Annotated in this window: 21 protein-coding genes and 1 pseudogene; 10 read left to right on the top strand and 12 right to left on the bottom strand. The window is 44.1% G+C overall.

Features of this window, described 5'->3' with window-relative positions:
• Window positions 1-5: 5 nt before the first annotated feature.
• Both EP181_RS04155 and EP181_RS04150 read left to right on the top strand, forming a co-directional pair.
• The gene (locus tag EP181_RS04155) at window positions 6-644 is read left to right on the top strand and encodes an efflux RND transporter periplasmic adaptor subunit (protein WP_127470540.1); all 639 of its coding nucleotides are present in this window, start codon (window positions 6-8) and stop codon (window positions 642-644) included.
• Between the two features lie 152 nt (window positions 645-796).
• Window positions 797-1270, top strand: a complete 474-nt coding sequence (locus EP181_RS04150) for an efflux RND transporter periplasmic adaptor subunit (protein ID WP_476718458.1) — start codon at window positions 797-799, stop codon at window positions 1268-1270.
• A 140-nt stretch (window positions 1271-1410) separates the two neighbouring features.
• On the opposite strand, the gene EP181_RS04145 is transcribed toward EP181_RS04150, so the two are convergent.
• Both EP181_RS04145 and EP181_RS04140 read right to left on the bottom strand, forming a co-directional pair.
• Window positions 1411-2484 (bottom strand): hypothetical protein, encoded by a 1074-nt coding sequence (locus EP181_RS04145; protein ID WP_127470538.1) that lies wholly within the window; start codon window positions 2482-2484, stop codon window positions 1411-1413.
• Window positions 2485-2501: 17 nt separating this feature from the next.
• Window positions 2502-3065, bottom strand: a complete 564-nt coding sequence (locus EP181_RS04140) for a hypothetical protein (protein WP_127470537.1) — start codon at window positions 3063-3065, stop codon at window positions 2502-2504.
• Between the two features lie 567 nt (window positions 3066-3632).
• Here EP181_RS04140 and EP181_RS12665 point away from each other — a divergent pair.
• The 5 genes and pseudogenes from EP181_RS12665 to EP181_RS12655 all read left to right on the top strand — a co-directional run bounded on the left by EP181_RS12665 (window position 3633) and on the right by EP181_RS12655 (window position 5713).
• Entirely contained in the window at window positions 3633-3755 is a 123-nt protein-coding gene (locus EP181_RS12665) for a hypothetical protein (protein WP_269471156.1), read from the top strand.
• Window positions 3746-4122 (top strand): annotated as a pseudogene (locus tag EP181_RS04135) (cache domain-containing protein); the annotation flags it as partial. The gene EP181_RS12665 and the pseudogene EP181_RS04135, both read left to right, overlap by 10 nt.
• A 6-nt stretch (window positions 4123-4128) precedes the next feature.
• Window positions 4129-4281, top strand: coding sequence for a hypothetical protein (locus EP181_RS12845; protein WP_420824415.1), 153 nt, complete (start codon window positions 4129-4131; stop codon window positions 4279-4281).
• Window positions 4278-4406, top strand: coding sequence for a hypothetical protein (locus EP181_RS12660; protein WP_269471155.1), 129 nt, complete (start codon window positions 4278-4280; stop codon window positions 4404-4406). Before EP181_RS12845 ends, EP181_RS12660 begins: the two co-directional genes overlap by 4 nt.
• Window positions 4407-4420: 14 nt before the next feature.
• The gene (locus tag EP181_RS12655) at window positions 4421-5713 is read left to right on the top strand and encodes a methyl-accepting chemotaxis protein (protein WP_197723393.1); all 1293 of its coding nucleotides are present in this window, start codon (window positions 4421-4423) and stop codon (window positions 5711-5713) included.
• Window positions 5714-5930: 217 nt separating this feature from the next.
• Here the strand turns inward: EP181_RS12655 and EP181_RS12650 are convergent, their stop codons facing one another.
• Window positions 5931-6062, bottom strand: coding sequence for a hypothetical protein (locus EP181_RS12650; RefSeq protein ID WP_269471154.1), 132 nt, complete (start codon window positions 6060-6062; stop codon window positions 5931-5933).
• A 94-nt stretch (window positions 6063-6156) separates the two neighbouring features.
• Here EP181_RS12650 and EP181_RS04120 point away from each other — a divergent pair, with 94 nt between their 5' ends.
• The gene (locus EP181_RS04120) at window positions 6157-6933 is read left to right on the top strand and encodes a M90 family metallopeptidase (protein ID WP_127470535.1); all 777 of its coding nucleotides are present in this window, start codon (window positions 6157-6159) and stop codon (window positions 6931-6933) included.
• Between the two features lie 604 nt (window positions 6934-7537).
• Window positions 7538-8389, top strand: coding sequence for a GGDEF domain-containing protein (locus EP181_RS04115; protein ID WP_127470534.1), 852 nt, complete (start codon window positions 7538-7540; stop codon window positions 8387-8389).
• Here the strand turns inward: EP181_RS04115 and EP181_RS04110 are convergent.
• The 7 genes from EP181_RS04110 to EP181_RS04080 form a co-directional block, all read right to left on the bottom strand.
• Window positions 8369-9262: an IS3 family transposase gene (locus tag EP181_RS04110; protein ID WP_232023563.1), complete on the bottom strand. Its 894-nt coding sequence runs from the start codon at window positions 9260-9262 to the stop codon at window positions 8369-8371. The two genes, EP181_RS04115 and EP181_RS04110, sit on opposite strands and share 21 nt — an antisense overlap.
• Window positions 9263-9273: 11 nt before the next feature.
• Window positions 9274-9561, bottom strand: a complete 288-nt coding sequence (locus EP181_RS04105) for a transposase (protein ID WP_127470532.1) — start codon at window positions 9559-9561, stop codon at window positions 9274-9276.
• A gap of 33 nt (window positions 9562-9594) precedes the next feature.
• Entirely contained in the window at window positions 9595-10575 is a 981-nt protein-coding gene (locus EP181_RS04100) for an EAL domain-containing protein (protein ID WP_127470531.1), read from the bottom strand.
• A gap of 44 nt (window positions 10576-10619) precedes the next feature.
• Window positions 10620-11558: a GGDEF domain-containing protein gene (locus EP181_RS04095; RefSeq protein WP_127470530.1), complete on the bottom strand. Its 939-nt coding sequence runs from the start codon at window positions 11556-11558 to the stop codon at window positions 10620-10622.
• A gap of 53 nt (window positions 11559-11611) precedes the next feature.
• Window positions 11612-14167 (bottom strand): methyl-accepting chemotaxis protein, encoded by a 2556-nt coding sequence (locus EP181_RS04090; RefSeq protein WP_127470529.1) that lies wholly within the window; start codon window positions 14165-14167, stop codon window positions 11612-11614.
• A gap of 1014 nt (window positions 14168-15181) precedes the next feature.
• Window positions 15182-17326 carry a Lon protease family protein gene (locus EP181_RS12795; RefSeq protein WP_338064744.1) on the bottom strand — a complete coding sequence of 715 codons (2145 nt, stop codon included), beginning with the start codon at window positions 17324-17326 and terminating at the stop codon, window positions 15182-15184.
• A 462-nt stretch (window positions 17327-17788) separates the two neighbouring features.
• The gene (locus tag EP181_RS04080; RefSeq protein WP_127470528.1) at window positions 17789-19006 is read right to left on the bottom strand and encodes an ammonium transporter; all 1218 of its coding nucleotides are present in this window, start codon (window positions 19004-19006) and stop codon (window positions 17789-17791) included.
• A gap of 57 nt (window positions 19007-19063) precedes the next feature.
• Between EP181_RS04080 and EP181_RS04075 the strand changes: the two genes are divergently transcribed.
• Window positions 19064-20056 carry a 1-aminocyclopropane-1-carboxylate deaminase/D-cysteine desulfhydrase gene (locus EP181_RS04075; protein WP_232023509.1) on the top strand — a complete coding sequence of 331 codons (993 nt, stop codon included), beginning with the start codon at window positions 19064-19066 and terminating at the stop codon, window positions 20054-20056.
• Window positions 20057-20141: 85 nt separating this feature from the next.
• Here EP181_RS04075 and cobS read toward each other — a convergent pair whose 3' ends face one another.
• Complete coding sequence (cobS, locus tag EP181_RS04070) at window positions 20142-20897, bottom strand: adenosylcobinamide-GDP ribazoletransferase (protein ID WP_127470527.1); 756 nt, start codon at window positions 20895-20897, stop codon at window positions 20142-20144.
• A complete protein-coding gene (locus tag EP181_RS04065; RefSeq protein WP_127470526.1) occupies window positions 20884-21492 on the bottom strand; it encodes a histidine phosphatase family protein in 609 nt (202 codons plus the stop codon). Before EP181_RS04065 ends, cobS begins: the two co-directional genes overlap by 14 nt.

Here is a 21492-nt window from a genome sequence, read left to right as displayed (position 1 = left end):
ATGATATGGCGCACATTTTACGTTACCCAGGCCTGGTCATTGGCAGCAGCCTAACCGTAGCCTTGCTTATTTGGGGGTTTTGGCCACAAGCCCAATGGGTCGAGGTAGCCACCGTACAACGCGCACCGCTCACCCAAACCTTAGAAGAAGACGGCCAGACACGGCTAATGAACCGCTACATTATCACCGCCCCCATCGACGGCGAAACCTGCAAAATGCACTTAAACGTCGGCGATTCGGTTGAACTAGGCCAACACCTGCTCACCATTACACCGCAACACGCACCCGCGTTAGACGCACGCCATTACGCCCAAGCCCAAGCGCAGGTTGCCGCCGCCCAAGCCGCACTTGAATCGGCCAAAACGCAAGTAAACATCGCGCTGGCCAACAGCAACATGGCGCAAGTTCAACTTACCCGCCACCACACTCTCTTGCAAAAAGGCCTAATCGCCCAAGACACCTACGACCAAAGTAACACCGCCGCACTCACCGCCGCCGCCCATCAACGCAGCGCACAATTTAAAGTCGATGTGGCGCACTACGAACTGCAAGCCGCCCGCGCCGCCTTAAAAACATTAACCCTAAAGATCACAACTCAAGCGATTCAACCGACTCAACCAGCTCAACCGATACAACTGATTTAAGCGCCCACTTCGCCATCACCAGCCCCATAAAAGGCAAAATTCTCAATGTCGAGCGCACCTGTCAAAACCCCATCAACCGAGGACAAACCCTTTTAGAACTGGGCGATCCAAGCGCGCTCGAAGTTCAAATAGACGTACTCTCGGCCGACGCCGTGCAACTCAAACCGGGCATGAGCGTCCGTTTTAATCGTTGGGGAGGCCAACAAACCCTTAACGGCGTAATACGTTTAATTGAACCTTCGGGGTTCACCAAATTGTCGGCTCTGGGCTTAGAAGAACAACGGGTTTGGGTCATCGCCCAAATAACCTCACCCGCACAAGAGTGGCAAAATTTGGGCGATGGCTATCGGGTAGAAGCGCAATTTACCCTATGGCACCAAGACGATGTGTTACAAATTCCCGCCAGTTGCCTATTTCGCGAAGGTCGTGACGGTCATAACAACCAAAACTGGGCGGTGTTTATCCTTAAAAACGGCCGCGCCCAACGCCAAACGGTCACCATTGGACGCAACAACGGACTGCACGCCCAAGTGATAAGCGGGCTAAACCAAAACCAAATACTCATCAACCACCCCAGCGACCAAATCGAAAACGGCGTGCGCGTAAAAGCCCGACCCCAAAAATAAAACGTTTAAAATAAACCCAACAAATCCCAAAAAAAACCCATATGACCAGGCCTGGTCATATGGGTTTTTGTAAAAGGAAACTGTTTATTTAGTGTTGCACTTGCATGATGATTCTAAGCGCTACCGTTTATAATAGACGTTTATTCAAATCTTATGCTTTTATGGAAGTAAATTGAAAGTCCAATAGAAAAGCTCAATCCTAAAAATAAGGCTAATAAAATGACCCATAAAGGTGGCTCAATAGAATCCTTTAAGTACTCGTAATTTTGCATAGAGTCACGTTCAAAATATTTTTCAATGTTGCTTAAAATAACGCTTGAAAGATTAAGAGCATCATCGACTTTTTTAAGCTTTATTATGTCCTCTGAAATGGATAGATTTGTTAACTCATTTTTTGACCAACCAAAAACATGCGACCATTTTACTTCGTAATTTTCTCCAACCCCGATTAATACGACAACATCATTTTTTTTGCCATTTAGCCATTTTGATCTTAACGAATCACGATAAGAAAACCCATCTGGATAATCTGTCAGAACAACGATAACATTGACCTCTTTTTTACTACCGAGCTCTTTTAATCCAGCATTAAGTGCCGCATTTAAATCCGAAACATATTTTGCATCGATGGCTTGAGCATCCACTAAAACACGATTTATCTTATAATAATCAAACACTTTAGGGTACAAAGGCAAAACCCGATCTATTGATTTGATAGACGTATTTTGATCGTTGAATAAACTTTCTGGCACAGCTTTAATATAATTTTCAAAACGATGCTCTAACGAAGCAGCCTCACCTATTTGAACATTAGAATATCTTTTAGGTTCAACAATACCTTGTTCATCAACCCTGTCAATTTTAATATTGCCTGCAGTAGTCTTCACTATCCAATCAACATCAAAATCATGTTTGTAGCAAGTAGCACATGACTCAGAGGTGGATCCATCTGAATTTTTATAAGTTGTGCAGTCACAAGAATATGAGTGCGTGCAAGAAACCTTCTCATCATGCTTGCTCACAACGGCACCATTCCAAATTTCAATGTCGTGATGCTGGATGTATTTACTAAATTCAAGCACCGCAATGACAGATACAACAACGATAAACACATTCAAAGCCCATTCTGTCCATGTAATGGTTTCTTTTAAATAGAGCTTAATAAAGATGAGATAAATTAATGGCAGTGCCAAAACTATTAACGCTAAATCCATTGCACTGCCACCTATTCTTATCGCAACTTTAAGGGCGCTTTTTCGATACCAGTTTCAAAGACATTCTCTGTACGCTCAGTGGTTATAATTGTAAATTCACTTAAATCTTTCTTTGGAAATCCCGCTATATTTAGCCATAATCCACGCCAAAAAAAACCTAACTGTGCTTCATATTGAGATTGCATATCAAGCAGCTTAGTTTGACCTAATTCAAAATCTTTACGCCCTGACGCAATAATCCTTTGAATTTCAGAATAAATATTAGAGTCAAAGTTGGGCATTTTCTCTTGAATCCATTGAAATAAAGCTTTAGATCCATCGTCTCCATATCGACCCGTCATTGCGGATGTAATGACCTCCTTCATATCATCCTTGTACATGCTAGGCACTTGAACGACTTCAAACACTTTCTGCTCGTATTGAGCTAGGATATTTTTATTGTTTTTCCATTGAGCCTCAATTGAAGCCTCTGTTTTTGCACCATAATTGTTTGCTGAAATGTAAGAGGACGCCAATATAACCAGTAGCAAAATAAGGCCACCTATCGTTGTGCCAACAAATAACATCGCTGTTTTACTCATTTTTTATCCTTTTAATAAAATTTAATCAACTAGAGACCTTGCACCAACGGCACATAAACGGAATAAACGGGGTCAGAGTAAAATTAAACTCATAACCGGTAAATTTAATTAAGCAACGCTAAAATAAAACTTAAGAATCCCCTTCTCTCTCAGCCAGCACCCTAAATTAAAACATATGGTACTAAACAAGTTTGTCTAAAAGAGGATGCTGCCTTTTTACGTAAAAAGGTGCGCCTTACTCTAAAGAATTAAGTCCCTTTCTTTTTTAGCCGTAATAGGGTACGCACTTAATCCAGCCAAACCAGTTTTTTTGGTATAGAATTCATAAAATATTTTTTTGATGGTTTTTGATGTCGAATCCACGCACACAAATGAAAAGAATTGAATGGCCTTTTCGTCTTCCGATTTCCGATTTCTACGGCAAAATTAAGCTAACAGCAGACTGCTAGAAAATTTACTACTAAAAATAAATGAATTTTAACCATTTCCATGGATGTAATTATGCCTAAAAAAGGTTTCATTTAAATCATTTTATACAAACTGTTTAAACCATCCAAAGGAGGATATATGACGATTCAGAGTAGAGTGTGGCTAATGATAGCCACCGCTTTGTTAGGGCTGCTGGTGTTAAGTGCTTATTCTTTAAATTCTTTACGTGCCAATATGCTGCAAGAAAAGAAGTGCAATTAACCAAGTTAACCGACACTTTGTTTAGTCAATTATTTTTATATGAACAAAAAATAAAAGAGGGTCAACTGTCACAGGCACAGGCGCAACAACAAGCCGTGGCTTACATTAAAACTCTGCGGTACGGTCAGGGGGATTATTTTTGGATAAATGATCACCAGCCTAAAATGATTATGCACCCCACCAACCCAAAACTGGATGGTCAAGACTTGTCTACAAACCAAGATAAAGTGGGCAATTTTTTGTTTGTCGATATGGTTAAAGCGGTTAAGGCGAATGCGGCAGGAGGATTTGTTCATTATTTTTGGCCTAAACCCAACAGTGATACACCCGTTGAAAATTATCCTATGTCAGAGAGTTTGCTCCTTGGGGGTGGATTATTGGAACCGGGATTTATATTGACGATATTAATGCACAGTTTATCGAAAAGCTAAAAAGTGAAGTCGTCGTTATTGCCCTAATACTGCTGGTCGTTATTTTTATGGGTGGGTTGCTGGTGCGCTCTCTCAAAAAGCCATTGCGAGCATGACCAATCAAGTCAGTCACGTATCACGCGAAATGCATTTTTCTTTACGATTTGAACCGCGCAAAGATGAGCTAGACCAAGTAGGACAAAGTCTAAATGGCTTATTGGCCGACTTAGAAAATCCATAAATGAAGCCAATCAAGTGGTCAATGGGATTGCCAAAGGCGAGTTTAATCAGCGCATGCAAGGCGATTATATTGGCGACTTAGCCACCCTTAAATTGGGTGTAAATGGCTCGGCCGAGTCTGTCGCATTTAGCATGAATGAACTGGCAAAGGTCATGCAAGCGCTGTATGAAGGTGACTTCTCAGCCCGAATGGACGCTAAGGTACCGGGAGAGTTTCGAAATCTGGTGCAAAATGCCATGACTGCGTTAGACACGGTGATGGCCGAAATTAACCAAGTCATGCATCAAATGGCGCAAGGTGATTTTACAGGTCAAGTTAAAGTCAGTGCCCGTGGCAGTTTGGCGCAACTCAAAGATAGAGTCAATCAAGCCATGGATTCTATAGCGCATACCGTTGATGCCATCAATGGCGTTGTTACTGCGCAAGCGGCCGGCGACTTAACTCAGACCTTAACCGGCGATGGCTTTAAAGGGCAGTTGCAAACCTTGCAACACGCCATGAATGATTCAACTGCCAAAATTAAAACCGTGGTTAATGTCGCTTTGGCCGCCGCCGAAGTGGTCAGTGGCGCAGCTCATGAAGTGTCGCAAGGCTCTTTAAATTTAAGTGAGCGAGTACAAGAACAAGCCGCGGCTTTAGAACAAACTTCGTCAGCCATACACCAAATGAGTAGCCAAGTACAAAGCACCAACGATAACGCTAAACAGGCAACGCAGGTAAGCCAACAAGTACAAGGTAAAGCGCATCAAGGGGTTGAGGTCATGCAACAAACCCTACAAGCCATGCAAATGATTCAAGATTCGAGTCATCAAATTTCAGAAATAGTCACGTTGATTGACAGCATCGCCTTTCAAACCAATTTATTAGCCTTAAATGCCGCAGTTGAAGCAGCAAGAGCTGGCGAACATGGACGTGGATTTGCCGTAGTTGCCAGCGAAGTGCGTCAATTGGCTCAAAAATCAGCCGATGCGGCAAAAAGTATAAAACTGCTGATTGATCAAACGGTGACTCGCGTTAATCAAGGGGCAAATTTGGCATCGGAATCAGGAGGGGTTTTAAAAGAAATCAATGAGTCCGTTCGGTTAATGACACAAATGATTACTCAGATCGCAACTGCCTCGTCCGAACAAGCCGAGGGTGTACGCCAAGTCCACCACGCCATTATTCAAATAGATGGGGCGACTCAACAAAATGCCGCACTGGTAGAAGAAACCAGTGCAGCCTCAGAAAGTCTGAACGAGCAGGCCAATTTATTGCAAAAAGAAATGGCATTTTTTAATACCGGCCATGTCGCACGGCTAAACTAAAAGCCAAAATATTGCTTTAGGAGCCCGTTGTTTACAGGCTCTCAACGCAACAAGCCATCATAAAAAAGCTAAACGCCACTCTATTATTCTAATTTAGACTCATGCTCCATAATCTAAACTGGGTTTTTTAGACAAAATTACAAATTAAACCCACCAGGCCAGTTCAGTTTAGCTGTGTTTTAATTTTTTAATTGGGCAAGAAAACGTTCCTATTTTTCTATTGGTAACCATTGCTCGCATCAACGGACTGCACGCCCAAGTGACGAACGAGCTTAACCAAAAAATACTCATCAACCACCCCAGCAATCAAATCGACAACGGCGTGGGCGTTAAAGCCCAATAAGAACATGAAACCCTCATTAAAATTTAACCCATAAAACCTCACGCCATCAAAAACCAGGTTAAGCTTGTAACTTAAATACCTAAAATACGTGAGCGTATAGATGATTTTTAACTGGCTTAAAGATTGGCAAACACAACGTATATTAAAGCGTTATCCAATTTCGCACGCGTTTTGGCATCAGTTAATGACCGATCACCGCATTTTTGACCATTTAACGCCACTGCAAAAAGTGCAATTGCGCGAGTTAACGATTTTATTTACACATCAAAAAAACTTTAGTGCCAGCAATGATTTCAGTTTATCTAGACCAATGACCTTAACCATCTCGGCCTATGCGTGTTTATTAATTTTAGAATTGGGGCTGGAGTATTACCAGGGTTGGCATGATATTGTCGTCTATCCAAGTGCATTTTTTGTAGAACGCGATGAAATAGACCAATGGGGAGTTGTATCGCACCAACAAGAGGTATTGGAGGGTGAGGCTTGGTTAAACGGACCGGTGGTGTTGGATTGGCAAAGTTTTAAAGCCGAATCAGACCAAATTAAGCCAGGGCACAATTTGGTGTTGCACGAATTTTCACATAAGTTGGATATGTTGAATGGCCGCGCCAACGGCATGCCGCCACTGCATAACAAGATGACACGCGAGCCATGGACTCAAGCCTTTAGCCAGGCGTTTGAACGGTTACAACATCAAGTTGAACATGGGCATCATGCGGTTATAAATTCTTATGCCGCCACCGATCCGGCTGAATTTTTTGCCGTCTGTACAGAATACTTTTTTACCGCACCCAATCTGTTAATTCACCATTTTCCGGCGGTCTATCAGCAGTTGGTATTGTTTTATCAACAAGATCCTAACGCACAGCGCATTTAATTAACAACGGCTTGCAGTAAGATATTAAGCGTTTGATTTTTTTTGACTTTTTGACTGTTTGACTTTTGACTATGAAGCGTAATAAGCCATGGAATAAACAGGGTCAAATTAAATACAAACTGCAGTTATTACTTGAATCCGCGTTAGCATAAAGGACGACGCTACCTTTTTATTCAACCGCCAACTTGACCAGGCCTGGCTGGTTTAGAGTGAAACTAATTTTTACAAACGCTGTTTAAAGCGTACGACAGAGGAATTGACACTGGATAGAAATCATCCCCTTTTTTCTATGCCTCCATTGAGTTGACCCTATTTACTTTTTTAAAAAAAATAGTTTAGAATCTTCGGTTTAGCGATAAAAACTCAGCAGCATAAGGCAAATTAGATTGAATAAACTTAGATGGTTATTAGGTGATCCAGAGCGTTCGCAGGAGTATACGCATCATATATTGCTTTTAGCGGGTATTTTTTTGTACTCGGGTTTTGCATTTTTTAATATGGCGTTTTTAACAACAAAGCTTGAATTCAACCTCGTTTTAATTTTTATTGCTCTATCACACGTCGTAATTTTTTATTACTCTCGCTTTAAGGGACAGTTTTTTAAATGTCACTCCTTTTTCTAGTGATAGCGATTGTATTCGTTCTTCCAGCTAACTGGTTTTATAATGGCGGCTCTGCCGGTCCGACATTGTTGCTCTATCTTATTGCGGCGTTTTATTTTAGCTTTTTGTTAGCGGATTACCCAAAATCACGTTATTTTTTTACGATGCTAATTATTGTTATTCCAGCCGGATTGGTATTTAGTGAGACTAGCCTTCAACCTTGGATTTATTCATATCCTAACGTTCAAGCCAAACAGTTGGATATTTGGGTAAGTTATGCCGTTACGGTTGGCATGTCTATATTTATAATGAAAATGTATGGCAAGCGTTATCGTTTGCAACGCGAAAAGTCTGAACGACTGGCACAGCAGTTACGCGTGCTTGCAGAAACCGATTCACTCACCAAGCTTTATAATCGGAGTGCATTTGCTCAGTTGTACAACAATATAAATGACAAGAGCGACTATAGTTTGGCCATTTTAGATTTGGATAATTTTAAATTACTCAATGACACCTATGGACATCAGTGTGGTGATGAGGTGCTGGTTACTTTTGCAAAACGTTTAAGAACAATAAACGAGGATGAAGAATTTTTAGTTGCTCGATATGGTGGCGAAGAGTTTTTGATTTTGTTAAAACAGCCGTTACAAAAAGCCTTTAGTATTTTGGATGCCTTTAGGCAAAACTTAAACCTTTACGATCCTCAAGCAAAAAAGGTTACCTTTAGCGCCGGACTGGTGCCGTTAACTCAAAACGAAACCTTGTTATCAGCCATTCACAGAGCTGACATTAAATTGTATAAAGCCAAGTCGCAGGGTAGAAACTGTGGAGTGTCAACACTTTTTCGTACCTAGATTTTCTTCAATTTCTTTTAGTCGGTCTAGCCTTATTTGCTCGAATTTTGCAGGCGCAATATAACCGTTCGAGCTGTGTGGCCTGATGTGGTTGTAGTGCCCCATATATTCCGAAACCAGCCAACGCATTTCTTGTTGGTCGATTAATTTTGTAAGCTGATAAACGGTTTCTGTTTTGAAAGACTTAAAGAAGCTTTCAATAACGGCATTATCCCAACAATTTCCGCGACGACTCATGCTTTGCTTAATGCCCCAATGGGCAATCAGCTTGCGGTAAGCATTACTGATAAATTGACTGCCTTGGTCCGTGTGAACCATCAGTCCTTTTGGTGGTTTACGATTCCACAGTGCTCTTTTTAATGCGGTTTCGATGAGCTCTGAGCGCATATGCGATTCCAATGCCCATCCGACTACTTTTCTTGAGTAGAGGTCAATGTAGGTGGCCAAGTACATCCAGCCTTGCTGGGTTTTAACTTGCGTTATGTCACCGACCCATACTTGGTTGAGGTAGCTGACTTTAAACTCCCGTTTGAGTAAGTTTGGCTGTATTTTTGGGTCATTAATGGCCGCACTGCTGGCTTTCTTAAACTTCTTACGAGTGTGGACGATTAGGCCTTGTTCTCGCATGATTCGAGCAATCTTACGCCGACTCATCGTCACTTTCTTTTCGTTGGTTAAATAACCTTTTATGCCTCTTGCTCCTGCATTTCCTTTTAAGATGCCGAAGGTCTCTTTAACCAAATCAGTATTCTCTTTTTGTTCGGCTGCCTTATCTGTGGGGTCTAATTTTAGCCAGCTATTAAAGCTGCTGACGGGCACGTTTAATACCTTACACATCAGTACAAGCGGGAATTCTTCTCGATGCTTTTGTATCCACGCATACTTTATTTCTCGAGACTGGCGAAGTATGCGGTGGCTTTTTTTAAGATGTCTCGCTCCATTTTGGCTTGAGCGAGTTCTTTTTTAAGCCGTTTATTTTCTTGTTCTAGAGATTCCGAGAGTTTTGGAATCACAGCCAAATCATTTTTAAGTTTATGTGCACGAACCCAAGTGTAAACAACGGTAACGGGTAACTCATAATCTCTTGCGGCTTGAGCTGAACTTCTTCCACCATTGACGATGGCGTCAATAACTTCTTTTTTAAGTTCAAGGTCGTATTTTGCATTGGCCATTTCGGGTCTCCTTTGGATGGTGATTTTATAACATCATCTAGGTACGAAATAGTGTAACCACTCCACAGGTAATAAAGAATAGGATTTGCCCGCGCCATAATACCATTGCCCAAATCGACAATGATGATGATACTCAATTTCAGGCATTTGCTGGCTATTGGGTGAACAAACATAACGTTCAATTTGTTGTACCCATTGGGCATGGTCGCGTTGCGCCATGACTAAAGGCATATCTTCCAAAGACCAGTTTTGACTGTTCCATTGTTGCCAAAGCTCACTTGGTTGATAGGCATTAGCCCAAACTTGCACTTGTTCGGCAGGCATGGGTCTGCCGATTCCATAGCCCTGCGCTAGGTCGCAACCTAGCCGCATTAATATTACCCCTTGTTCATCCGTCTCAACGCCTTCTGCTAAGACTTTACGATTAAACGCTTTACCAATGCTGATAATGGCTTCAATAATGGCCAAATCACCTTGGTCAGTTTGCATGTCTCTCACAAAGCTTTGATCTATTTTTATGGTTTCTGTCGGCAAGTTTTTTAAATAGCTAAGTGATGAATATCCTGTCCCAAAATCATCCAGCGCAACATGTACCCCTAGTGACTGACATTTATTAATCAGATCTTTGACATAAGTAACATCGGTTAATACAACAGTCTCCAAAATTTCTAGTTCTAATAAATGTGCCGGTGCATTGGGATGACGCGCTAAGGTTTGTGTTAGCACTGTAAAAAAATCGGGATGTTGCAGGTGATGGCTTGCAATATTGACACTCACCACCCAGCTGTTACCTTGTTGATGCCACTTTGCAATTTGACTCAGCGCACTGTCGAGAATCCAATTACCAAGCTCGATGATAATGTCATGTTGCTCAATTTTGGGAAGATAGCTTAAAGGGGGTCTGTTGCCTTGTGTTGGATGTTGCCAGCGCAGCAAGGCTTCCATGCCAAAGATGCTCCCAGTGCGCATATTAACTTTGGGTTGATAATGCAATAAAAATTCGTTTGCAATCATGCCATTGTGTACGTCGTTAAAAAGGTTGTTGAGGTCTTTTTGTTCTAAATTTTCAGAATGATCAAAAAAACAAATTGATTTTTGCCCTTTTGTTTGGCGAGATACATCGAATAATCGGCTTGGCGAATTAAAACATCAAATTCATCGTTATGCTCAGGGTAAATAGCCACGCCAAGGCTAGCACTCAGAGTAACGGAGTAACCGTCAAGATGGAGTGGCTGTTCAATTGCTTGAGATAGCCGATGAAGACAAACGTTAATTTCATCTTTGCTTTTTAAATTATTAAGTATTAAGGCAAATTCATCACCACCCAGTCGCGCAACCATGTCATGGTCACGCAAGGTGTGCTTTAACCTTAGTGCTAACTGAATAAGAACTTGATCACCCTCTTTATGACCTAATTGATCGTTGATTGATTTAAAGTCATCAAGGTCGATTAGGCAAACTGCAAGAAGTGTGTTCTGGCTCTCTGCAAGGTTTTTTGCGATGTTAAACAGTCTATTAAGAGCATAACGATTATTAATCCCCGTAAGCGGGTCGGTGGTCGTTTGGTGAATTAGAGATTGTTCGAGTTCTTTTTGGGGGGTGATGTCAAAGCGAATGGATTGAAAGCGCACGGGCTTGTGTGTGTTGGTATCCATAATTGGCACAATAGTGCTTTTAACCCAATATAGTTGCCCATCTTTTTTGCGATTACAAATATCTCCCTGCCATGTATCGCCCATTAAAATGGTGTGCCACATGTGCTGAAAAAAAGCTGGGTTATGCGTGTTTGAGTTTATGATGCGGTGGTTTTGGCCAATCAGTTCATAACGACTGTAACCAGAAATTTCAACAAATTTATCGTTAAAGTAAGTGATGTTGCCGGTTAAATCGGTCTCTGAAACAATGGCCGCTTCATCAAGGGCACGCCGTTGCTCCAAAAGTCGTTGATCAATCGTTATAGCGTGGTTGCTATGTCTTGCAAGGTCATTTTTATCCATTAAAATCTGCTCATTTTTTCTGATTTAAGCTCACCCAATTTTTGGGTAATAATTTAGTATTTTTGAGCGCAACCATGTGGTTGACCCTTACAAGCGGGTAAATTAGCAGCGATTCCTAAGGGTGTAATAATGTTTTTTTCCAGTTCGGTCAGCAATTCAACAATATCGGTAGATAAAAGATTTATTTGCGGCATCATAGGATCAACGTTCGCATAATCGCCTTTTTTTGCAAAACCAAGCGCCTGTCCTACTAACTGGTGGAAATGAATGTGTTTTTCATCAAGCTGACGCATTAAGGGTAAATGTTCTAATTGACTGCCTTCGCTGTAACGCCATTTACCCAGTTCACATATATGGATGTCAACCGCATCTTCTACAGAAACGCTTGTATCAAAACCTGTTAATGCATTAGCGATGCTTAAGCGCCAATTAAGGTGAATTTGCTTCATATCTGCCAAAGGTGAGCGTCCAGATTGGCTAATGGCTTTTGCCTCGTTTGATAATTCAAAACTTGAAATCAAATGATTTAGTGTATTCATATTATCTGAAACCTGTTCAGCGCTGGCAGCGGTCTGCTCAACCAGTGCAGCACTTTGCTGAATGGCGCTGTCCATAATGGTCATAGCATTGGTTACTTCGTGAATAGCTTGTTCTTGTTCAGCACTGGCATTGGTAACCTCAAGCATAATGCTGCTGACTTCATTGGTAGATGACATGATTTCATTCAGGGCATTACTGGCTTCTTTAACTCGTTGAGTGCCCTCATCAATTTGCTGAACACTGGTGTCAATAAGGTTTTTTATTTCTTTAGCGGCTTGTGCAGACTTACCTGCCAAGGCACGCACTTCACTGGCGACTACTGCAAAACCACGGCCATGTTCCCCCGCACGAGCGGCCTCAACGGCGGCGTTGAGCGCCAATAGATTGGTTTGAAAAGCAATGCTATCAATTAAAATGACGATCTCGCCAATTTTATGACCCGAAGCTTCTACCGCTTGAATGCTGATTAATGCTTTGTCCATGACCCCGCTCCCCGACTTAACTTGAAGGGTTACATTTTGAGTCACGCTGTTTGCATGATGAATAGTACTCATATTCTGTTGAACGCTGGCCAGCATTTGCTGTGAAGCCGCCGATGTTTGCTCTATGGCCGCCGCCTGCTGCTGTACCTGGCTCGAAAATTCATTGACGCCAGAGGATAATTGGCGCATAGCATTATTAACAAGGTTGGCCGAAAACTGCACTTGTCCAACCATTTCATTTAAGCCTCGCAACGCTATGTTAATAGCGTCTTGAGTCATACGATAACTGCCATCAAATTGACCATCCAGTTGACCGTTTAAGCGATTAAACGCAATTTCGCCAATGTTATAAATGGTTTTAGCCATAAAGTCTTGCAAGCCAATTAAGAGCGCGTTAATGCCTTGTCCAACCTGTAAATAAAACCCATCTTGTCCTTTAAGATTAATTTGGCTGGTTAAAACACCGGTGCTTGCGGCCTGTATTGCTTGCGCAAGTTGGTTTTGAATTTGCACTTGAGCCGTCATGTCGCGCCACTCGACCACAAAGCCCTGTTTAACACCTTGGTTTAACACCGGTACGACCGTAAGGTCTAAGCTCAGTCCGGCGACATCTAAACGACCGCTCCAAGTCGTTTGAAGCGCTCCAACCATTTTTCTTTGATGACTTGGGTCTTTATGAAAAATATCCATATTACTGCCAACAATGCTTTTTGCACTAAAATTGGGCAACGCAGTTTGCAAGGTTGTCTCGTTGCGCTGAAACATCTCAGCCAGCGTTGTATTGATGCTTACGATATTAAAATCACTATCGGCAACCATTAAGTTTGTGCTTGCCGCATTCATGGCCGTAGTAAGCATGGCACTTTGGCGAGCGGCATCAAGAGTATCACTGGCATTTTGCCCAACTCGGGTGCGAAGTAGGTTAAGTGCATTTGACCAGGCATCATGACCCACTATAGGTTCGCGAAAAATGCCATTGCTCAGGTCTTCAATCGCTCTGCTTTGAACTGCATTGGGTTTGTTTGCTTTAAAATAGAAGATACTAACCCAAGCCAAACCCGCTAAGGTTACTAAGGTAGCGACTAAAGATGGCAAAGTGGTCAGCGTTGGTAAAAGTGCTCCCGTCAACACAAGCAGACCTGAACCCATAAAATGATTTAAATAGGCGGGGCGTGTTTTTGTCCAAGGCATCTTGGCTTGTTGATTACGAATTTGGTTGTAGAGTTTTTCTGCCATCGTTTTTTGGGCGCTGCTTGCAGGATAGCGTACTGATACAAAGCCGGTTATTTTCCCATCTGTAAAAATGGGACTCGCATTGGCAGCCACCCAATAAAAGTCACCATTTTTGCGTTTATTTTTAACCAGACCAAACCAAGGTTTACCGGCTTGAATGGTTTGCCACATGTCTTTAAAAGCTTCTTTGGGCATGTCTGGATGACGCAGAATGCTGTGCGGCTTTCCCTGAATTTCATCAATAGTGTAGCCTGATGCCTCCAGAAAGCTTTGATTAAATGTGAGAATTCTGCCTTGTAAATCAGCAGTAGAAAGAATAACGGTGCTGGGCGGTAGTAAATATTCTGTTGACATGATAATGCTCACATTTAGGTAGCTGATCTGGGTTTTTATTTTTTTGGTTTTTGTTGTTTTCTGATTTAAAAAGCATACCTAAAAATCTTTGTACGGGTAAAATTACGGCCTAAAACAGTTAAAATATTTCTGCTTTTCGTTTAAAAACGTATGAACAGCCCTCGATTCAAAGAGATTCCCGCCACACCCTGCTAAGCTTTTACTTTTTTTTCGTAAAAAAACGAACATAAAGATATTTGATATCAATATAAACTATATTTAATGAAAATCATGCGGCTGGGCACTAAAGTTTTTTATGGATAGATAAGCTTATTTTTCTGTTATGAAACATAGTGTTAAAAATGTGAGCACTGCATAAAACAAAGGTTATAAGTAAAAAGAAGCTGGGATTGCATATAAATAATAACTATTAACGGCCATTATTTTTATGAATATTTTTATGAATGTAACGAGGGTATTGAATAAAGGTTTCGAACAAAAATAACATAATTGAGGTCAGACAGGGTTTAGGCAAAATATTTAACCGCCTTAAGCATTGCGCTTTAAAAAGGCAAAGAATTTTTTAGACTGACTGCTTTAACAAGCCTTCGCTTATCTTGGTGATTCGCTTATTTGGTCATTGGATTTTCTATGATTTGTGATTCTTTCCCAACACATGCTTGGCATTTATCTAAGAGCATTACTTGCACTTTTAGGTGCCGCATTTGCACAACTAATATCAATAGAAGACAGCTCAAAATAAACTTATTCTGAGCCCGTTTAATCCAATTGAGACCTTTGCACGAGTGGGGTACGAGAAAAAAATGAGGAAAAATTTACCTGATTGAGGCGGGAAACGCAGTGAATAGCTGGCTATTCACAAGTTTTCCAACGAAAAGCAGGCAAATTTTAACCATTTTTGGCCGTACATCCACTCGTGCAAAGGTCTCCAATTTATGACACTTTAACCAGGCCTGGTTAAAGTGTCTTACGCTTAGTTTTTTAACTGTGTTTAAAACGACCAATAAACCGGTGTTAGTCGTCTTTTTCGTTCATTTTTTCGAGTGCTTTTACCACGCGTGCGTTAACCGAGCCTTCGGGAAAGTCGCCTAGTTCGTTGGGTTGGCCGGCGTCTACGCCGGTAAGCAGGCCTAGGGCAAAGTCTATGTGGCTCATGGTGTATACATGAAACTGCCCTTGACTTACGGCGTTAATCACTTCGGCGTTAAGCATTAAATGACAGACATTAGCTTGGGGAATAATAACCCCTTGCTGTCCGGTTAAGCCGCGTGCCGAGCAGATTTTGTAAAACCCTTCGATTTTTTCATTGACCCCGCCAATGGGTTGAATATCGCCAAATTGATTGATAGAGCCGGTAATGGCAATGTCTTGACGCATGGGCAGTTGCGCCAGTGACGATAACAACGCCAATAATTCAGCCGACGAGGCCGAGTCGCCGTCTACGCCGTTGTAGGATTGTTCCATCACAATCGATCCGCTAAACCCTAATGCACGTTGTTTCATGTAACGACCACGCAAAAAGCCCGACAAAATCAACATGCCTTTTGAGTGGATTGGGCCGGCCATTTCAACTTCGCGCTCAATGTCCAACACCCCTTCGTCGCCCGCCGAGGCTTGGGCGGTAATGCGCACTGGCTGACCAAACGATTGACGACCGACGGTGAGTACCGTTAACCCATTGACCATGCCAATGTGCTCTCCTTGAGTAGTGATCAGCACTTGTTGTTCGGTGATGGCGCGGTGGTAGTATTCTTCCATTAAGCCGGTGTGAAACTCGCGTTGCAAAATGGTGGCCTCGACCGTGTCGCGGGTAACACATTCTTGACCGTTGGCGCGCGCAAAGGCGTTGGCTTCGGCCAAAACGTCACGCAAAATGGCTTTGTTGGTGTACAAGCGGTTTTCGTCTTCAGCCATGCGTGAGGCAAATTCAATTAAACGCTCGTAGGCCGATAAATCGACCGGTAAATCGTCCCAAATATCAATTTCAGAGGCCAACTGTTGCGCCAAGGTCATTTCGTGTTCTGGGGTGCGCGCCAGTTCTACTTCAAACTCGACTTGCACTTTAAACAGGCGACTAAATTGCGCGTCAATTTCTTGCAGGGTGTAAAAATGCACCGATTGCCCAACCAATACCAAGGTTAAGCTTAATGGGTAATCGGGCAGATGGTAGGCTACGACATTGCTGGTGGACGGAATTTCAAAACTGAGTTTGCGGCTCATCAGCGCGGCTTTTAAGTTCGACCAAATTTCGGGGTCTTTTAACAGCGCTTGAATGCTTAAAATTAAATAGCCACCATTGGCTTGTTGCAACAAACCGGCTTGATGGTTCATGGCCAGGCTTACCGAGTCGGTTGAATTGGCGCTGGCCGAATTAATGGCGTAGCCAAACAGTTTGGGCATAGTGGCGTTTTGTTCGTAAATAACGGGCGCGTGTTTAAGATCGCGATTGTCGACCAAGACGTTGACTTCAAACACGGCCAAACCTTGTTGTTCGGCCAAGAGTTCGTCCATGCTCGACTGGGTGTTTGAGGTAACTTGATCGTCGGTTTGATCCCAAAACAGATGCAATTTAGACACCAAATTTTCTTGCAACGCGTCTAAATACGCGGTGATTTCGGGCGATTTGGCAAATTGTTGTTTCAGCGCGTTAATCAGTGGGTCAAGGTGCTTATTGGCCACTTCGGTGTTTAACCGTTTGCCTGCGTCCATGTATTCGTGTTGCAGCAACGGAAAATGCGTTAAACCTTGGTTAAGCGCCTCTTCTACTTGGTCAAAGCCGTCAATGCACTGTTTTTGAATCTCTTCATCAAAGCCTTTAAGTTCGGCGGCGCGGTACGGTTTACCGTCTATGAGCGCGTGCAGTAAAAAGTTGTTTTCGGTTTGAGTGATTTCAATGTTTAAGGTTTCGGCCAAATCATAGGCCGGCAATAAGGCTTGTTGTTGCTTGTCGTCAAGTTCGTCTTCAAGTTGTTGGCTGCGTAATTGGTAGGCGTGGCCGTCAAACAACACCGGCAATTGCGTTTTTAACTGGGTGACAAACGCCTCTACCGCGCCCTTAAACAGATAGCCTTGCCCGGCTTCAAAATACAGATACAGGGTTTTATTGCTCTCTTTAAAGTCCGACACCAACACCACGTCAGGCGGAATAGGTTTTTGCAAAGCCGATTTTTTAGCATGGCTTTGGTCATGCCAATGCGCCCTACGCCGGGTTCGCCCATAATAAAAATATGATTTTGACTGCGCCGTAAGTGCAAGCCAAAATTAAGCGATTGATACGCACGGGGGTGAAAACGTTGCATAAAATCTAAGATTTCGGCATCGCGGTCCTGAATTTTTTCAGAATTAAGCGTGTTTGGATCTAAACGGGTGTAACGGTAAAGTTGTTCGGCCGTGAGTTTATGCATGTTTTAAAGGCGTTCCTATGTAGATGATCTGGTAGAGACCTTTGCACGGCTGGATGTACGGCCAAAAATGGTTAAAATTTTCCTGCTTTTCGTTGGAAAACTTGTGAATAGCCAGCTATTCACTGCGTTTCCCGCCTCAATCAGGTAAATTTTTCCTCATTTTTTTCTCGTACCCCACTCGTGCAAAGGTCTCTGGTAAATAATTCGGTTAAGTAAATTAATAATCGTCCGCGCGCGGATTGGCGTGAATGCGGTGCAAAGTTAAGTCGGCACCGGCGTACTCTTCTTCGGGGGTTAGGCGAATGCCTACGGCCAATTTAACCAGACCATACACCAAAAACCCGCCGATTAACGCGATGCTTACGCCAATTAAGGTGCCAATAATTTGCGATTCGAGCGCCACGCCGCCTAAGCCACCGAGACTTTGCGCCCCAAAAATTCCGGCGGCAATCGCACCCCACACGCCGCACAAACCGTGCAGTGGCCACACGCCCAATACGTCGTCGATTTTAAGATTTTTTTGCGTCCAAACAAACGCTTTAACAAACAACGCGCCGGCCACCAATCCAATCACCAAGGCCCCTAAGGGATTTACCACGTCCGAACCGGCGCAAATTGCCACCAGGCCTGCTAAAGGGCCGTTGTGCACAAAACCAGGGTCTTTATCGCCCACAAACGTAGCGGCCAAAATTCCCCCTACCATCGCCATAAGCGAGTTAACCGCCACCAGACCTTGAATGCCTTCGATGGCTTGTGCCGACATCACGTTAAAACCAAACCAGCCCACGGTTAAAATCCACGCCCCCAAGGCTAAAAACGGAATGCTTGACGGTGGATGGGCGTTTTTAATGTGACCGTCTTTGGTGTAACGACCCGTGCGCGCGCCCAGTAATAATATGGCGGCTAAGGCAATCCAACCGCCCACAGCGTGCACCACCACCGAACCGGCAAAGTCGTGAAACTTAGCGCCAAAACTGGCTTCTAACCAGGCCTGGACACCAAAATTTCCGTTCCAGGCCAGACCTTCAAACAGTGGATACACCAGCGCCACAATTAAAAAAGTGGCCGCCAATTGCGGATAAAACTTAGCGCGCTCGGCAATACCACCCGACACAATGGCGGGAATGGCCGCTGCAAACGTCATTAAAAAGAAGAACTTAACCAAATCATAGCCCGAACGCTCGGTCATGGCCTGCGTAAGCGCGCCGTCTAGGTTTAACCCCAAAAACACCCCGTACGCGATGCCATAACCTACAAAAAAATAGGCGACCGTTGAGGCGGCTAAATCGGTCATAATTTTAACCAAGGCGTTTACCTGGTTTTTATGCTGCACCGTGCCCACTTCTAAAAAAGCAAACCCCGCATGCATAAACAGCACTAAAATAGCGCCCAATAAAATAAACAACACATCCACACTGGTGGTTAACTGTTCCATGACTCACTCTCCGACTAATGGCAACCGAAATAAAGCGTGTTTTAACACGAGCGCGAATTGTATCAAATCGCCCTTACCCACGAGCAAAATATGCCTAACCACTCAAATAGTGCACCTTGTAATGCACTTTATAATGCCATCCGACCAACACCCTTAACCGAACTGCACCACCGCCATTTTGCACAACGCCGTGTGCGGGTATGGGTAAAACGCGATGACTTAAACCATCCCGACATTTCGGGCAACAAATGGCACAAGCTGCATTACAACATTTTGGCGGCGCAAAACGCCCAAAAAACCGCCTTACTCACCTTTGGCGGCGCTTACTCCAATCACATCGCGGCCACGGCCGCCGCCGCTAAAGCAAATGGCCTGCACAGCATTGGCATAATCCGCGGCGACGAACTGCAAAATAACGCAAAAGACTGGGGTGCCACCCTTAATTTGGCTCAGCGCAACGGCATGCAATTGCAGTTTATAAGCCGTGCCGACTATCGCTTAAAAGACCAAGCGCCCTTTTTAGCGCAACTGCAACGCCAATACCCCAACGCCTATATTGTGCCCGAAGGCGGTTCTAACGACTTAGCCGTGCAAGGCTTTGCGCCGTTAATACACGACCTAGAAAACCAATGCCCCAGTTGGACGCATCTATTAACCGCAGTTGGCACCGGCGGCACCTTAGCAGGCCTGGTCAGTTACGCACCACCCAAAGTGGGACGGCATATTTTAGGCGTGGCCGTATTAAAACAAGCCGACTATTTGCGCCCACAGATTACCCAATGGATTACACAAAACAGCCCACACGAGCAGGTTAACCCCTGGCAACTGTTAGGCGACTACCACGGCGGCGGCTACGCTAAAACAGCGCCCAACATTACCGCAGCACAAAGCCAATTTGAACACGACTTTAACATCCCACTTGACCCTATTTACACCGCCAAACTGGTGGCCGGATTTTACGACCTGCTGACACAAAATGCCTTTAAAGCCGGCGACAACATCATTATCTTGCACACTGGCGGCTTGCAAGGAAGACTTACAAAAGAATGATTAAAAACATCTAAATCGAATTGACCAGGCCTGGTCAGTTCAGTTTAGTTCAGTTTAGTTCAGTTCAGTTCCATTCAAGTTAAATTTAATTAAGCAAAACCCCAATCACGCCCATTAACCAGAATAACTCCATAAGTTCGGTGGTGGCTCCGGCGGTGTCGCCAGTCATGCCGCCGGTGATGGTTTGCATTGTTTTGCGAATCCACAGCCACGCTAAACTTAGCCCAATGGCCAGGCCTGGGTGTAGCCATAGCAGACCCAATAGCAACCCCAAAACCCACAGGCCAACCCACCCGCGATTGAGGTGATTAAACATCTGTTCGGCGATGCCATTGGCACTTACATAAGCGGTAACCGGCATTAAAGCGATGCTGGCAATGCGTCCAATAACGGGGGCAAGCGCCAAAAACCACCAGGCCTGGTGTTCTATAATAACCACCAACACCGACCATTTAAGCAGCAGCATTAAGCCCAGCGCCACGCCGCCGCCAGTGCCAATGCGGCTGTCTTTCATAATCTCTAACGCGCGTTGTGGATTGCCCGTACCGCCCAGCCAGCCGTCAGCGGTGTCGGCTAAGCCGTCTAAATGCAATGCACCGGTCACCCAGACCCAAAACGCCAACACCAAGCCGGCGACAATGTGTGCGGGCAACACCGCATTAAACTGCGCCACTGCCACCAATCCCGCCCCGATAATTGCGCCCACCAGCGGAAACCAAGCAATGGCCTTGCCCATGTCTTGAGCGCTGACGGTGGCGTAGTGCGGCGTGGGCAAACGGGTTAAAAACTGCACCGCCAGCCAGAATGATTTAAATGGTTTAAATGACTTAAACAGACTCATCGTATTGCACCACTTCTATGAGTTTGCTAAAAGTGCCCCATTGCGTGGCGCTCATCTCAAACGTTATCCGAGCGCCGTAGCCAATGTGCAACTGAAACAAACTGGGCAAACTCAAACCCAGCAGCGAGCGCACCAGTAAACGCATCGGCCCGCCGTGGCCAATCACCACAAGGTGTTGTTGATTTTTAGCCATTGCACTGTCCAACAAACTTAACCAGGCCTGGTCAATGCGCTGCTGATAATCGTTAAACGGTTCGGCATTGGGTGGCGTGTAGTCAAACGGTTGGTCTAAATACTGCGCCAACCCAAGCGCGTCTAAAGCGTCAACTTGGGCGTAACTTAAGCCGTCCCACGCGCCAAAATCGCGTTCTTGCCAGCTCGCGTCCACATCGATGCTGTGCGCATTAAAATACTCGGTGGCAAACTCAACACAGCGTCTGGCGGGCGAACAGACGATACGCTGTGCGCTGGGCGGCACACTGGCCAACGCCGCACGCATTTGGCGTTGGCCTTTTTCGCTTAACACCGAATCACAGCGGCCGCGTAAAAAAACGTCGTCGGCGCATTGGCCGTGTCTAATTAAATCAACTCTCAT

The sequence above is a fragment of the Thiomicrorhabdus aquaedulcis genome (assembly GCF_004001325.1).
GTDB lineage: Bacteria > Pseudomonadota > Gammaproteobacteria > Thiomicrospirales > Thiomicrospiraceae > Thiomicrorhabdus > Thiomicrorhabdus aquaedulcis.
Note: the sequence above shows the minus strand (reverse complement) of the source record. Positions and strands in the feature narration are given on the sequence as shown.

Bases quoted from the DNA above. Each gene is read 5' to 3' on its own strand.
- EP181_RS04095 (WP_127470530.1), bottom strand. From the start codon at position 11,558: ATGGATAAAAATGACCTTGCAAGACATAGCAACCACGCTATAACGATT.
- EP181_RS12665 (WP_269471156.1), top strand. From the start codon at position 3,633: ATGACGATTCAGAGTAGAGTGTGGCTAATGATAGCCACCGCTTTGTTA.
- EP181_RS04100 (WP_127470531.1), bottom strand. From the start codon at position 10,575: ATGATTGCAAACGAATTTTTATTGCATTATCAACCCAAAGTTAATATG.
- EP181_RS12650 (WP_269471154.1), bottom strand. From the start codon at position 6,062: ATGTTCTTATTGGGCTTTAACGCCCACGCCGTTGTCGATTTGATTGCT.
- EP181_RS04065 (WP_127470526.1), bottom strand. From the start codon at position 21,492: ATGAGAGTTGATTTAATTAGACACGGCCAATGCGCCGACGACGTTTTT.
- cobS (WP_127470527.1), bottom strand. From the start codon at position 20,897: ATGAGTCTGTTTAAGTCATTTAAACCATTTAAATCATTCTGGCTGGCG.
- EP181_RS04145 (WP_127470538.1), bottom strand. From the start codon at position 2,484: ATGGATTTAGCGTTAATAGTTTTGGCACTGCCATTAATTTATCTCATC.
- EP181_RS04105 (WP_127470532.1), bottom strand. From the start codon at position 9,561: ATGGCCAATGCAAAATACGACCTTGAACTTAAAAAAGAAGTTATTGAC.
- EP181_RS12660 (WP_269471155.1), top strand. From the start codon at position 4,278: ATGACCAATCAAGTCAGTCACGTATCACGCGAAATGCATTTTTCTTTA.
- EP181_RS04140 (WP_127470537.1), bottom strand. From the start codon at position 3,065: ATGAGTAAAACAGCGATGTTATTTGTTGGCACAACGATAGGTGGCCTT.
- EP181_RS04120 (WP_127470535.1), top strand. From the start codon at position 6,157: ATGATTTTTAACTGGCTTAAAGATTGGCAAACACAACGTATATTAAAG.
- EP181_RS04155 (WP_127470540.1), top strand. From the start codon at position 6: ATGGCGCACATTTTACGTTACCCAGGCCTGGTCATTGGCAGCAGCCTA.
- EP181_RS04115 (WP_127470534.1), top strand. From the start codon at position 7,538: ATGTCACTCCTTTTTCTAGTGATAGCGATTGTATTCGTTCTTCCAGCT.
- EP181_RS04090 (WP_127470529.1), bottom strand. From the start codon at position 14,167: ATGTCAACAGAATATTTACTACCGCCCAGCACCGTTATTCTTTCTACT.
- EP181_RS04080 (WP_127470528.1), bottom strand. From the start codon at position 19,006: ATGGAACAGTTAACCACCAGTGTGGATGTGTTGTTTATTTTATTGGGC.